Annotated in this window: 11 protein-coding genes and 1 pseudogene; 6 read left to right on the plus strand and 6 right to left on the minus strand. The window is 59.4% G+C overall.

The genetic code is table 11. The features are described 5' to 3' along the window. Positions 1 to 4: 4 nt before the first annotated feature. The 6 genes from HU725_RS10175 to HU725_RS10200 form a co-directional block, all read right to left on the minus strand. Positions 5 to 955, minus strand: a complete 951-nt coding sequence (locus HU725_RS10175; protein WP_186477107.1) for an ABC transporter permease — start codon at positions 953 to 955, stop codon at positions 5 to 7. Continuing rightward, positions 952 to 2,571 carry an ABC transporter substrate-binding protein gene (locus HU725_RS10180; RefSeq protein WP_186477108.1) on the minus strand — a complete coding sequence of 540 codons (1,620 nt, stop codon included), beginning with the start codon at positions 2,569 to 2,571 and terminating at the stop codon, positions 952 to 954. Before HU725_RS10180 ends, HU725_RS10175 begins: the two co-directional genes overlap by 4 nt. Positions 2,572 to 2,709: 138 nt before the next feature. Next, positions 2,710 to 3,504, minus strand: coding sequence for a class II aldolase/adducin family protein (locus tag HU725_RS10185; protein ID WP_186477109.1), 795 nt, complete (start codon positions 3,502 to 3,504; stop codon positions 2,710 to 2,712). A 17-nt stretch (positions 3,505 to 3,521) separates the two neighbouring features. Further along, complete coding sequence (locus HU725_RS10190; RefSeq protein WP_186477110.1) at positions 3,522 to 4,466, minus strand: D-isomer specific 2-hydroxyacid dehydrogenase family protein; 945 nt, start codon at positions 4,464 to 4,466, stop codon at positions 3,522 to 3,524. Beyond that, positions 4,463 to 5,596, minus strand: a complete 1,134-nt coding sequence (locus HU725_RS10195) for an acyl-CoA dehydrogenase family protein (protein ID WP_186477111.1) — start codon at positions 5,594 to 5,596, stop codon at positions 4,463 to 4,465. Before HU725_RS10195 ends, HU725_RS10190 begins: the two co-directional genes overlap by 4 nt. Positions 5,597 to 5,763: 167 nt before the next feature. Beyond that, positions 5,764 to 6,654, minus strand: coding sequence for a LysR family transcriptional regulator (locus HU725_RS10200; RefSeq protein WP_186477112.1), 891 nt, complete (start codon positions 6,652 to 6,654; stop codon positions 5,764 to 5,766). Between the two features lie 199 nt (positions 6,655 to 6,853). On the opposite strand from HU725_RS10200, the pseudogene HU725_RS10205 reads away from it, so the two are divergent. The 6 genes and pseudogenes from HU725_RS10205 to msrA all read left to right on the plus strand — a co-directional run bounded on the left by HU725_RS10205 (position 6,854) and on the right by msrA (position 13,790). Next, positions 6,854 to 7,820: pseudogene (locus HU725_RS10205) on the plus strand (ABC transporter substrate-binding protein). A 16-nt stretch (positions 7,821 to 7,836) separates the two neighbouring features. Continuing rightward, on the plus strand, positions 7,837 to 8,793 hold the full coding sequence (locus HU725_RS10210; protein WP_186477113.1) for an aliphatic sulfonate ABC transporter substrate-binding protein: 957 nt from the start codon (positions 7,837 to 7,839) through the stop codon (positions 8,791 to 8,793). 464 nt (positions 8,794 to 9,257) lie between these two features. Continuing rightward, positions 9,258 to 11,345 carry an ATP-binding cassette domain-containing protein gene (locus HU725_RS10215; protein WP_186477114.1) on the plus strand — a complete coding sequence of 696 codons (2,088 nt, stop codon included), beginning with the start codon at positions 9,258 to 9,260 and terminating at the stop codon, positions 11,343 to 11,345. A gap of 59 nt (positions 11,346 to 11,404) precedes the next feature. Further along, entirely contained in the window at positions 11,405 to 12,412 is a 1,008-nt protein-coding gene (locus HU725_RS10220) for an ABC transporter substrate-binding protein (protein WP_225915527.1), read from the plus strand. Further along, a complete protein-coding gene (locus HU725_RS10225; protein ID WP_186477116.1) occupies positions 12,409 to 13,326 on the plus strand; it encodes a homocysteine S-methyltransferase family protein in 918 nt (305 codons plus the stop codon). Before HU725_RS10220 ends, HU725_RS10225 begins: the two co-directional genes overlap by 4 nt. Then, positions 13,323 to 13,790 carry a peptide-methionine (S)-S-oxide reductase MsrA gene (msrA, locus tag HU725_RS10230; protein ID WP_186477117.1) on the plus strand — a complete coding sequence of 156 codons (468 nt, stop codon included), beginning with the start codon at positions 13,323 to 13,325 and terminating at the stop codon, positions 13,788 to 13,790. Before HU725_RS10225 ends, msrA begins: the two co-directional genes overlap by 4 nt. The last annotated feature ends 22 nt before the right edge of the window (positions 13,791 to 13,812 follow it).

Genomic DNA, 13,812 nt, shown 5'->3' on the forward strand with positions numbered 1-13,812 from the left:
CATCTCAGTTCACCTTGCCATTGTGGGTGATACGCGGGTCGAGGTAGGGATAGAGCAAATCGACGAGCAGGTTGACCACCACGAATGCAGTGGCCGATACCGCGACGATGGCCAGTACTACCGGGATGTCCTGGCGCAGTACGGCCTCTTGGGCCAGCCGACCGATACCGTTACGCGAGAAAATGGTCTCCACCAGCACGGCGCCAGACACCGTGTTGCCGACCTGCAAGCCCACCAGCGTCAGCAGCGGCAAGGCCGCGTTACGGAGGGCGTGACGGGCTTGTACTTGGGCTCGGCTCAGGCCTTTTGCGAAGGCTGTGCTTATGTAGGGTTCCTGCCACACCCCCTGGAAACCACGGTGCAACACCTGGGCGTATACGGCGGCGCTGGGTATCGCCAAGGTGATTGCCGGCAACACCAGGCTGGCGAGGCCCTGGCTACCGGTAGCCGGAAACCAGCCCAGGGCAAAAGCGAACACCTGGATCAGCAGCAGGCCCATCCAGAACACCGGCATCGAAAAGCCCAGGGAGGGCAGGCGGGCCAAGGCCATCTTCAGTGGGCGCCATTGCACATAAGCGGTCAGATAGGCCAGACCAATCCCAGCCACCAGCGACAGCACGATGGCAGACCCCGCCAGCGCCAGTGTTTGCGGCAGGCGTTCGGCCAGCAGCGAAGTCACTGGCCTACCCAATGACAGCGACTGCCCAAGGTCGCCGTGCAACGCGCGCCACAGTAGATGGAGATACTGCTCGAAAAGCCCTTTGTCGAGCCCGTAGTAGGCGCGGGCCTTGGCCAGGTCTTCGGATGACAGACCATCTGCTTCCATTCCGGAGGCGCTGAGCATGATCGCTAGGGTATCGCCGGGCAGCAGATAAAGAATGAAATAGGTGATGGTGTAGGCGCCCCAAAGCACCAGCAGCGCCTGGCCGATGCGGCCGGTCAGATAGCCCCTCATGGCTGGCCGACCTGGATGTCGCTGAACAAGGCGAAGCCCTCAGCTGTCCAGCGGAAATCCTTGACTCGCGCTGCAGTGGCGGCCTGCCAGACGCGCTCGTACAGCGGGAACGCTGAGGCCTCGTCGATCAGCAAGTCTTGCAGTTGGCCGTAGGCTTTAGCCCGTTGCCCGTCGGCGGTGGCGGTGATTCCGCTATCGAACAGACCTTGGGCTATGGTCAACGCGAGTGGTTCGTAGGTGTTGGTGGCCAATGTGGCGCTATTGGCCGCGCGGGGGTCGAGTATCGTCTGCAGGATAATTGGGTCGGCGCGGGTCATATAGGTGGAGGTCAGGTCATAGTTGCCTGATGCGTTACCAGCAACCCATTCGGCGCGGGTCAGCACATTGAGTTTGAGCTCTATACCCACCTTGCGCAGTTGGTCCTGTACCAACACGTCGCCGGCGCTTTCGGCAGGGGTGAGGTTGTAGCGAAGGGTCAGGCGGTTGCCGTTCTTGTGCCGGTAGCCGTCCTCGCCCTTGTGCCAACCGGCAGCGTCAAGCAGTTGCTCGGCCCCCTCGGGGTCGTAGGCAAGCTTGCTGGATTGGGCTTTGAAATACGGCGTGGTGAGGTCAAAGACCCCGCTCACCACCGGGAAGGAGGCGTTGTAAACGGTGTGCGCGTAGCTGGTGCGGTCGATGGCTTTCTGCAGCGCCTGGCGCACTTGCCGGTCGGCCAGCAGGCGGTCATTGCGGGTGTTGGGATAAAGGTTCAGCGCCGGCCCCGGCAGCGAGCGGCTCTGGATGGTCGCGCCCTTGGACTTGAACAGGTTCAGGTCGATTTCCGAGAACGGGTTACGTGGCCACAGGATATCGGCCTTGCCCTGGAGGAACAGGCCATTACGCACGCTTTCTTCGGGGATGTAACTAATGTCTACGGCGTCCACGTGTGCCGGCCCCTGGTTGCGCATGTTGGCCGACGGCCAGGCATAGTCTGGTCGTTTGACCAAACGAGCGCCTACCTCGGGGGTATAGTGCTCGAGGATGAACGGGCCAGTACCGATGATTTTGCCCAGGGAGCGTTCTTGCGCAGTCAGTTGATACGAGGCCGGGGCGAGGATCGCCAAATTGGTGGTGGAAGTTGCTTGAAGGAAGCCTGCGTTGGGCCGTGACAGCACCAGCCGTATGGTGAAGTCATCGATGACCTCAGCGTGGTCGTAGCCGGCGAGGTAGGTGGCACCGAAAGTCGCGGGTAACTGGGTGGCGAACGCTTTATTGCTGTCAAAGGCAGCTTTCACCGCGTGGGCATCGAAGCGCTCGCCATTGCTGAACGTGACGTCCTGGCGCAAGTGGAAGGTGTAGTCGAGGGCGTCGGCACTGATTTCCCAGCTTTTAGCCAGCCATGGGATTATGCGCCCGCTGTCTGGGTCTTGGTCTGTGAGTGATTCAGCGACGTTGCGCAGCAGCACGCGATGCTCCAGCCAGTAGACCTGAAAGGGATCGACGCTGACCAGGGTGGTGTTGTCGCCCCAGAAGGCAACGCTGAGACTATTGCTGGTGCTGCTGTTGTCGGCGGGCGAGCAGGCGGTGAGGGCCAGTGCCAGGGAGCCGGTGGCGAACAGACGGTGCAGTGCAGGCATGGGGTGATCCTTCAATGAGATAGAGTTATCTCTACCGGCCTTTTAGCGGCTAAATCCGCTTGCAAAGGCTTGTGGGTTGGAGATGTTTGGGCTGGTAGATCCACCCACGCTGAGGCCGGTACAGACGACAGCTGCCAGTCACTCCTGGTAATCACGCCCCTCACGTTCCAACTGCCGGATCAACGCATCCCAGTGCCGCTGAATACCTTCCCCCTTGCCATCTGAAAACCGTTTGGATTGCTCGTGTACTTTGGCTATAGCCGCTTGCGGCGCATGCAACAGCTGTTCATTGCCCCCGGCCTGTGCTGCTATCTGGATGTTGCACGCACGCTCCAGCCCATGCAGTTCGCGGAACGCGTGTTCCACGCTAATGCCCCCGGTAAGCAACCCGTGGTTGCTTAAGATGAGGATGTTGCTGTCGCCCAGGTTGGCCACCAGACGCTGCTGCTCATCCAGGTCCAGGGCCACACCCTCGTAATCGTGGTAGGCCACTCGGCTGTAATAGGCCAGGGCGTGCTGGGAAATCGGCAGCAGGCCGTCGCGTTGGGCCGACACCGCCGCACCGTCGCGGGTGTGGGTGTGCAGCACAGCTTTGAGGTCGGGCCTGGCGCGATGAATCGCACTGTGAATCACATAGCCGGCCTGGTTTATGCCCAGACCCAGTGGGTCGTCGATGATCGTGCCGTCGACGTCCACCTTGACCAGGTTCGAAGCGCTTATTTCATCGAACAGCAAGCCGAAGGCGTTGATCAGGAAGTGCTCGTCAGGCCCTGGCACCCGGGCAGAGAAGTGCGTGTAGATATGGTCGGTCCAGCGCAGGAGCGCCGCTAGGCGGTAGGCCGCGGCCAGCTTGACCCGGAGCTCCCACTCTTCGGCGCTGACACGGTTGCGCACGTTGGTGGGACGTTGGGTGATGGCAGACAATGAACTCATGAGGTGCTCTCCGGTAGTCAGTAGCCGCGTGCAGCGTCGACCAGGTTGGCCAGGGGTGCCTGCTCGCGGTAGCGGTGGAAGTTGGCGATGAACGCTTGGAGAAAGGCGGGATAACCCTCCTCGGAAATGGCCGATGTATGTGGCGATAGAAATACCCGTGGGTGCTGATACAGCGGGTGGCCGACCGGCAGCGGTTCGGGGTCTGTGACATCCAGGCTGGCACGGCTGATCAAGCCGCTGTCCAATGCCTCAAGCAGGGCCTGCTGGTCGAGCAGGGCACCGCGGGCGATATTGATAAGGTGCAAGCCCGGCCGGGCATAGTTGAGGACCTGACGATTGATCAGGCCGCGGGTAGCGGGGGTTAGCGGAGCGGCCAGCACTAGGTGATCGCTGCCGGCGAACAGTTGAAGCAGGTCGGCCGCTCGTTCCACGCCAGGCGCTTCGGCGATTGGCTGGCCAGGGCGGCTCATCGCCAGCACCCGCATGCCGAGTGCCCCTGCCTTGCGTGCCAGGCTCTGGCCAATGTTGCCGAAGCCAAGCACACCTAGGGTACGACCGTGCAGCGGCGCCAGGGGGGTCAGGCGCCATTCGGCGTCCTTGACCCAGAGCGTTGGCAGTTGCTTCGCAGCGGCGAACATCAAGGCCAGCGCGAACTCGGCCACTTGCTCGGCGTTGGCGCCTTTGCCGCTGGTCACATGCGCGCCCTTGAAGACCCAATCGGGGTAGAAGTCGATGCCCGAAGATACCAACTGCACCCATTTCAGACCCCAGGGCCAACCCGCAGGTGGGCTGTCGACGCGCTGCCCGCGCACGTTGAGAGGGCGCAGTATGAGTACATCGGCAGGTGCTCCGAAGACCAGTTCACCCGGGGCGATATCGATCACTTGATGACCGGCCAATTGTTCGCGCAAATGATTATTGGCGTGGACGTCGAGCTGGCTGGCGATGATCGAGTGACTCATGACTGAACCTCCGTCAGCGCGGCACGGCCGGCTTGGCCGAACACCACGTCGTCCTGCGGAGTGTGAATGCGGCTGCAGAGTACGTCGCGATAGTGCCGCTCCAGCGGGTTGCGCCTGGAAAGCCCTGGGTTGCCGACAGCCTCGACGGCAAGCGTCACCGCCTGGATAGCATTGGCGCAAACCATGTGCTTGAGCTGTCCAGCATGCTGTGCAGCAGTTTGCCCGGCGACCGCGGCATCGAGCAGGCTCTGATTGGCGAACAACAGCGTGTCGATGCGGCCCAGCAAATCCTGGAAACGCGGCAAGCTGGCCAGCGCAGCGCCCAAGTTTGAGGGGGTACGTTGCTTCAGGAAGCCTGCCAGCCAGTCGCGGGCAGCGCGAGCCACGCCGTCATACACCGCAGGCAGTAGCACGGCCAACCACAGTAGGCCCTGGTTATCGAGTTCCGCTTTCGCGGCGCTGGCGGGGGTGACACTGACGGCGTGGTCGAGCGGGATCAGCACGTCATCGAACTGCACCTCATGGCTGCAGGTAGCGCGCATGCCTAGGTGGTCCCAGTCGTCGACGATGGTGATTCCGGGCGTATCGCGATGCACCAGAAAGCCACCGATAAGGGGGTCGGCATCGTCGCTGCGCCCCCAGACTAGGTACCAGGTCAAGCCGTGACTACCGGTGGAATAGATCTTGCGCCCGCTAAGCCGCCAGCCTTCGGCGCTGCGCCGGGCGATGGTGGCGGGTAACCCGCCGCGTGCAGGGGTGCCTAGTTCAGGTTCGACGCGCAATGCATTGATCAGCGCGCCGTGTTGCACGGCATCGCGGGCTACGCGTTGGCGCAGGTGCTCGGGCCAGCGCGCATCGTCCTGCAGGCGGTAATGCTGCAGGTAATGCATCACCAGAATCAAAGCCGTGGCCGGGTCGCCTTTACCGACCGCACCAATCACTCGGCGAGCGCTGGCCAGGTCGGCGCCGCTGCCGCCGAGGCTGCGGGGTACCGTAAGGGCGAGCAGGCCGCACTGTTGCAACAGGTCGAAGTTGTCCCACGGGAACTGGGCGCTGCGGTCATAGCGCTCGGCATTGGCTGCCAGGGCCCGTGTGAGCTCAGCAAGAGCACTGTCGGTGGGGTGACTCATGGGTTTCATCCCTGAATAACGGTGAATTGCTTATGACCGTATTCGTCTGGATGAGCGCTGTAAAAGTCTTTTTAGTTCTATGCTAATTATGTGTTTTGAGAATTTATATTTAGATAGGTTATGCAAAAAATGCATTTAGTGCTGCGGGCCACCTCAAGCCTGATGATTCAGCTCAACAGTCTGTGGCCAGCGATTTCACCAAACAAGTCCACGGGCTCCTGCAAATTGCCTAAGTAGCGCGGATGGAACAACCAGAGGTCCACCTGCGGCTTGAAATCGCTGACATTGAGCACGTCCAGCGCATCACGATGACGGCTGGCTTGCAGCAGGGGTTCAGGGACCAACCCCAAGCCCTGCCCGTTGGCGACCAGTCCCAGTTGCAACTCGGTGCCAAAGGTTTCCAGATTGATTGACAGGCTCAGCCCCTGCTCGCTGAGTGCACGCTGCAGCCCTGCGCGAAAACCACAGCCGTCAGGATTGAGTACCCATCCACGGGTATAGCAGTCCTTGAGCTTATAGCTGCGCTTGGCTGCGGTGCCTCTGGCCGCTACCACCTTCAGCGGCATACGTGTGATCGACTGGCTTGCGATTCCTTCCGGGAATATTTTGCCAGGGGGGAACAAGGCGGCAGCAGCGTCCAATTCCCCGTTCTCCATGCGCGCGATCAAGCTGCTGCCCCATCCGCTGCTGACCTGGGTACGCAGCTGGGGGTAGGCTTCGCGGATCTGCGCCAAGGCGTCAAGCAGCACAACATCCCCCAAGGTCTGGGGTACCCCAAGGCGCAGCGTTCCCGACGGGGCTCCATCGTTGGCGACCAGCTCGCGCAAGGAGTCGATCTCACGCAGAATCGCCTTGCACTGCTCATAGACGCGCAGCCCCATAGGCGTTGGCTTCAAAGGCTTAGTGTTGCGGTCGAGTAGTAGGGCGCCCAGGTCTTCCTCGAAGTTCTGCACCCGGCGGGTGATCGCCGGTTGCGTCAGTTGCAAGGCTTCGGCGGCGAGGTTGGTCGACTGGCATCGGATGACCGCGACGAAGGCGTCCATATCATCGATTTTCATAATCGGCGCTCACTGGATCGAATGAGAAAAATAAGCCATTAGCATAATCGCATAGGGAGTTGATGCCATACATCAAGCGCTATCTGATTGAAATGCATATTAGCATATTCCTAAAATCAATTTAGTTTATCTTGCGGTCTTCGTTAGAGTCCTCAGACCGGGCGGCATGATGCCGCCCGCCCAGGCATCGAGGAACGCCATGTCCATTCGAACCAAACTCTTGACCCTTGCCGCGGCCTTGTTGCTGATGGGCCAGGCCAGCGCCACGGAGCGCCTGACCCTGCGCATCGGTGACCAGAAGGGCAACATGCGTGCCCAGCTGGAAGCGGCCGACGCCTTGCGCGATTTGCCCTACGACATCCATTGGGCCGAATTCCCGGCTGCCGCGCCGCTAGCCGAGGCGCTCAATGCCGGGGCAATCGATGCCGGCATCATTGGTGATGCGCCGCTGCTGTTCGTACTGGCGTCGGGAGCACCTGTCAAAGCCATCGCAGTAGACAAGTCCGATCCCTACGGTACTGCGCTGTTGGTTCGGCCTGATGCCCCCCCTGCAAGGTGCAGCAGACCTCAAGGGCAAGCGGATTGCCACCGGGCGAGGTTCGATTGGTCATCACCTAGCGCTCAAGGCCTTGGCCCAGGCCGGCCTTGACGAGAAGGACGTAGAGTTCCGTTTCCTCGGCCCAGTGGATGCCAAGATCGCCCTGGCCAATGGCTCGGTGGATGCCTGGGCGACCTGGGAGCCTTACACGGCGTTGGCCGAGCTCAGTGGACAGGGCAGGGTGCTGGTCAATGGCCGAGGGCTGTCCAGCGGCAACAGCTTTCTAGCTGCAACCGATAAGGCGCTGGACGACCCTGCTCGGCGTGCGGCGCTACAAGACTATCTCAACCGTCTTGCGCAGGCGCAGGTATGGGCTAACCAGCATCTGGATAGCTACTCCAACACCCTGGCCGCAATCATCGGCTTCCCCAAAGACGCCGCTCGTTTGCAGTTCGAGCGACGCCAGCTGCGCTGGCAAGTGATCGAGCCACAAACGGTAGCCGTACAGCAAGACACCGCTGATTTTTATCATGCCCACGGCCTGATGACCGAACGCCTGGACGTAGCACCGACCTTCGCCAATGGTTTCACCGTTCCTGATGCAACCAAACTGGCTGCGCATCCTTGACCCTGGAGATCGCTTCATGCAATTGAAAACTCTACGCCAGCTTACTATCGCGCTGCTGACCAGCGCTCTGCTGCCAACAATGGCCAGCGCCGATCAGACGTTGCGCATCGGGTACCAGAAGTCTTCGACCCTGCTGACCCTGCTCAAAGCCCGTGGCAGCCTTGAGCACCGCCTGCAGGCCCAGGGTATTCGGATTAGCTGGCACGAATTCCCCAGCGGGCTACCGCTGTTGGAAGCACTGAACCTGGGCAACGTCGACCTATCGGCGGATGTGGCTGACACCGTGCCAGTGTTCACCCAGGCGGCAGGCGCCAAGCTGACCTATTTCGCCCGTGAGGCGCCATCGCCTACAGCCCAGGCGATTCTGGTGCCGGCGGACTCGCCGCTCAAGACCCTTTCTGACCTAAAAGGCAAACGTGTTGCAGTGACCAAGGCGGCCGGCAGCCACTACCTGCTGATCCAGGCTTTGGCCAAGGCCGGGTTGACTTTCAAGGACATCACACCAGCGTACCTGATTCCTGCTGACGGCAGAGCCGCGTTCGAGAATCACAAGGTCGATGCCTGGGTGACCTGGGACCCGTACGTGGCCAGTGCCCAGCGCCAGCAGAACGCGCGCATCCTGGCAGATGGCAGCGATCTGGCCAGCTACCAGCGCTACTACCTGGCCGGTAGCGACTACGCCAAGGCCCATCCCGAGGTGCTGCAGCAGGTCTATCTTGCTTTGCGAGAGGTCGGGGCCTGGACCAAGGCCAATCCGGTGGAGGCGGCCCGTATCCTAGGCCCGTTGTGGGGCAACCTCGATAGCTCCACGGTCCAGCAAGCCAATGCACGGCGCAGTTATGACGTGCAGCCTGTGAAGGTGGAGAACCTGGCCGAACAGCAGCGCATTGCCGATGCATTCTATCGCGAGGGGCTGCTGCCAAAAGCAGTGGATGCCAGCTCGGTGAGCCTTTATGAACCGGCGCAGAACTAGCTATACGAGCAAAGCGTTGGGGTGCTCGCAGTGCCCCAGCAAAGTCGTCTGTTCGCAGTAATTGGTTGTTGATGATGTCGAGGATAAGGGGCTCTGGGTAATCGTGCGTTGCTGCTCAAGCAGGCCGGAAGAAATCACATAGACGTTGTCGAGCTGCGGCTCTTCTTGCTCGGCGCCATGGCCGCAGAGTTGCGGCAGCGACAGGCAGGCACTGATTGCTCACTAGGCAGCACGGTTTGCAGGGGTTTGCAGAGCTTAAGGTAATTCCAAAAAGGTATTTGTTCACCCTTTTTAAGATCGATTAGCTTTATGCCTTGAGAGGCTGTCGCGCCAGGCGTGCAGCGTTTTTAGGCGCCAGGCTTACAGAATTTTGTTTCCAGCCTGCGCTCAGCCAATTTTTCTACTCTGGTGCGGGCAAGTTGTGCGCATGCCAGGGTTGCTCGCCCGGAGCTCCAGTGACAGTCATGCAAACTTCTTCGGCCACCTTATCGATCGACTCATCTCAGAGACTTGCGCAGTCCTTAAGCAATTATGCGAATAAAGGTGAGGTCGTGCTTGAACTGCGCAATTTGACCAAGGCCTATGACAGCAAAAATGCGTCGGCGCTGCCGGCGGTTAGCGACTTCAGCTTGAAAGTGCTGCGCGGCGAAGTCCTGTGCCTGATGGGAACATCGGGAAGCGGCAAGTCCACATTGTTGCGGCACGTCAACCGGCTGATCGAGCCTTCCAGTGGTGAAATCCTGATCGATGGTCAGGCCATTAGCGGCTTGGGCCCCAAAGCCTTACGTGATTTGAGATCGCGCCGCATCGGCATGGTATTTCAACATTTTGGGTTGTTGCCTCACCGCACCGTGCTGGATAACGTCGCGTTACCCCTTGAATTGCGTGGCGAGCCTGAGTCAAGTCGTCATGCAGCAGCTATGGTGCAGCTGCAGGCAGTCGGTCTGGAAGGTTGGGCAGAGCATTATCCACATGAGCTGTCAGGCGGTATGCAGCAACGGATCGGTTTCGCACGGGCGCTGGTAATTGACCCGGACATCCTTTTGATGGATGAGCCATTCAGTGCTTTGGATCCGACCATCCGTCGCGATCTTCAGAACCATTTCCTGGCGCTTGCACGCGAGCGCGGTATCACCACTTTACTGGTCACCCACGACCCTGCTGAAGCCATTCGTCTTGCCGACCGGATTGCCGTGCTGCGCCGAGGCGAGTTGGTCCAATTGGGCACGCCTCACGACATGCTCGAGCATCCGGCTGATGCTGGGGTAGCGGATTTTTTCCAGGACTGCGCTACCAAGCCTGGACCTACGCGAAGTGTCGCAGATCTAGTCAACGAAACGCCCCAGAGCATGCCCTCAGTGCCGCATCAGCGCCCGGGGTTGCGCGCTTGGCAATCCTTGTTACTGGGCCCAGCCGCGCTGGCTGCGCACGGCCAAGGTGGGAGGTTCTGGCTAGGCTTTGCAACAGAGCTTGCGGCTATGGCGACACTGGTAAAAGGAATTGTCACGTCGTCATGGCTGGCGGCTTTGTTCGCAATCGTCATTTTGGGAAGCAGCCGCTTCATGGCGGTTTGGCTTGGCACCCAACCCAGGCGGCAACCAAAAGCGGGTTGGGGGCTGCCATTGGCGGTGCTCGTGGCTAGTCAGGCATTGGTGATTTTGCGCATGGTGACACCAGATGCATCTGGCGTTTTGTTTGAGTTCCCTGCTGACCGCCAGATCTTGCTGCTAGTAGCCCAAAGCATCGATCAGTTCATCAGCTGGTCGCAACTGACATTTGAAGGCGCATTCGTCGGCATCATTTTTGCGGTGCGAACTGTCATCGAAGGCATTGAGAATGTCCTTTCTTGGTTACCATGGCCTGTTCCGGCTCTGGCTTTGATGCTTTTGGCGTGGCGTTCAGCCAGCTTGGGGTTGGTACTCACCAGTGGCGCGGCACTGCTCTACATTGGCGTGTTCGGGTTCTGGGAGCGAACCATCGCCACGCTGGCACTGGTCGGATCATCGGTGCTGATCGCCCTGGTCTTAGGCGTCCCGATGGGCATCCTGCTGGCGAAGCGTCCTCTCGTAAGGCGGTTGGTCACGCCGCTGCTAGACGTTATGCAAACCCTGCCCACCTTTGTCTATTTGATCCCGGCCGTTGCGTTCTTCTCTGTGGGTAAGACACCCGCCGTGATTGCTACGGTGATATTTGCCTTGGCGCCTATGATTCGCCTGACGTCCCTGGGTATTCAGGAAGTCCCCAAAGATGCCGTCGAGGCTGCCCGAGCTCATGGCGCTAGCCCCTGGCAAACCCTGATCAAGGTGCAGTTGCCGCTGGCCCGTCGCTCATTGTTGTTGGGGATCAACCAAACACTGGTCATGAGCCTGTCGATGGTTGTCGTGGCGGCCCTGATCGGTGCAGGCGGGCTGGGTTACGACGTGATGACGGCTCTGCGCAATATCAAGGGGGGAGAAGGGGTGCTCGCCGGAGTGGCGATTGTACTGTGCGCACTTGTCCCTGATCGAATCATTCAATCCAGCTTGAACAAGCAAGCTCATCTGCATACCTGATAATAGTGAGATTTAAAGTGAAGACACACCTCTTGCGCAAACTAGTGCACGCGGTAACGGTGACCGCCCTGATCATTCCAGCAACCGTGCTTGCCAAAGAAAAAATTGTCATCGGCGAGCAGAACTGGACAGGCGCCATCGCCATTCAACATATCCTTGGAAACATCATTCAAAATCGGCTCGATGGCGATGTGTCGTATTTGGCGGGTGATGTTCCGGTACTCTTTAGTGCCGCGGCGAAAGGTGATGGCACCGTTGATGTGCTGACCGACATCTGGCTGCCCAATCAGTCTGCCGCCTGGGCCAAGTATGTTACAGGGGGTACCCGCTCACTGATACCGAACACTCACCCTTATGCTGGCGAGCAAGGGTTCTACATTCCTGGGTATTTGCAGGACAAATACGGAGTCAAATCAATCTACGATCTCCAAAAACCGGAAGTGGCGAAGTTGTTCGAGCCACTGGGCGGTGGTAAGGCACAACTGCTGGTTGGACCGGCAGGTTGGGAATCGACCTACATTGGCCAGATCAAGGCTAAGGATTACGGCTTTGCCGACAAGTTTGAGTCTGTGTCGACCGAAGCATCGGTGACCTATGCAAAACTGGCCGCAGCTTATAAAGCGCAACGTGGTGTGGTGTTTTATGCGTATACCCCGGACTGGATCTTCTCGGCGTTTGATCTGCGTCGTCTCGAAGAGCCGGCATTTGATGGCTACGCCCAGGACAACAAGAAAGATGACCCGCTCTACAAGGCCGACGGCTGCTGGAAGTTCATAAGCCCAACCGTGGACCCGGATTGGCTCAACAAAAGTCAGATCACCTGCGCGTTCCCCGATGCCAAGGTCCATATTCTGGCGTCTTCAGCATTAGGCAAGCGTGCACCGAGAATCGCTGAGTTTCTGCGCAATGTTGCCATCGAGCCTGCGCAGCTCAATGAGCTGATCCTGAAAATAGAAAAGGAGAAAATACCGGCTGATGAGGCCGCTCAGGCTTGGATCAAAGCCAATGGCGCCACGGTTGATCAATGGTTGGCAGCCTCGGCCCCCCTGGTGAGTAAAGCGCAATGAGTACCTCAATTTTGCGCTTGCTGGACGGCGGCATGGGTCGAGAGCTAAAGCGTATCGGAGCGCCATTCCGTCAGCCTGAGTGGTCTGCACTTGCCCTGATCGAAGCGCCCAGTTTCGTGTTAAAGGCACATAGCGCATTCATCGAGGCCGGTGCTCGCATCATCACCACAAACAGCTATGCGGTTGTTCCCTTTCACATCGGTGATGAGCGCTTTGAGCGAGAGGGACGAACGCTGGCCGACCGTGCTGGGCAGTTGGCTCGACAAGCCGCTTCGAGCAGTAGTGAACACGTTACCGTAGCGGGTTCGCTCCCACCCGCGTTGGGGTCCTATCGGCCCGACCTGTTCGATCATCACCGATCAATCGCCATCCATAGGGAGCTCATTGACGGATTGAGTGCGTATGTCGATGTCTGGCTTGCTGAAACCCAAAGCTCGATCGCCGAGCTACAGGCAGTCGCTCAGGCGCTCGTTGCAGACGCCAGACCTCTGTGGGTGTCGTTCACGCTCATCGACGAGGCTGGGGCGCCGCCAAGATTGCGCTCGCATGAACCCGTCATTGATGCGGTCAGGGTGGCCGCCGAGCTAGGGGCTAAAGCGGTGCTGTTCAATTGCAGCCAGCCGGAAGTCATGGCGCAAGCGCTTGCTGAGGCTCGAAAGGCCATTGCGCAGTCTGGCCAGTGCATTGAGCTGGGGGTTTACGCAAACGCGTTTCCACCGGTTAGCGCAGAGGCCGAGGCCAACAGCACCTTGCTGGAGGTGCGTCGCGATCTGGGCCCGGAGTCCTATCTGGGGTGGGCCAGATCTTGGGTCGCTGCCGGCGCCAGCATCATTGGTGGTTGCTGCGGCATTGGCCCGGAGCACATCGAACATCTGCACCTGCACTTGATCGGTAACGAAGGGGTTGAGCCATGACAGATATCGAAGCTGGGTTAGAAATTGAGCAGGCCACTTTTGGTGCCGGTTGCTTCTGGGGCGCAGAAGCAGCCTTCAGGGCATTGCCAGGCGTGGTAGATAGTCGCGTGGGTTTTGTGCAACTAACCGCGGCCGAGACTGAGTCGATCGAAGTTGTCCAGGTAGACTTCAATACAACAGTCCTCTCCTATGATCAGCTGATCGAACATTTCTGGACACTTCACGATCCGACGTCCATTGACCGCCAAGGTGCAGATGTCGGGGTCAAATATCGTTCTGCAGTGTTTTATCACTCTATGCAGCAGGCTGCTGTGGCACGGGAGGCCAAACAGCAGGTGCAAGCCTCAGGCCACTTCGACAAACCGGTTGTGACCGTCATCCTTCCACTGGGTGACTTTCAGCTCGCGCATGATGATCAGCAGCAGTATCTGGAGAAACACGGCTCAAGCAGCTGTTCAATTTGAATGGCGCCACCGACTTGAGTGA

The sequence above is a fragment of the Pseudomonas promysalinigenes genome (genome assembly GCF_014269025.2).
GTDB lineage: Bacteria > Pseudomonadota > Gammaproteobacteria > Pseudomonadales > Pseudomonadaceae > Aquipseudomonas > Aquipseudomonas promysalinigenes.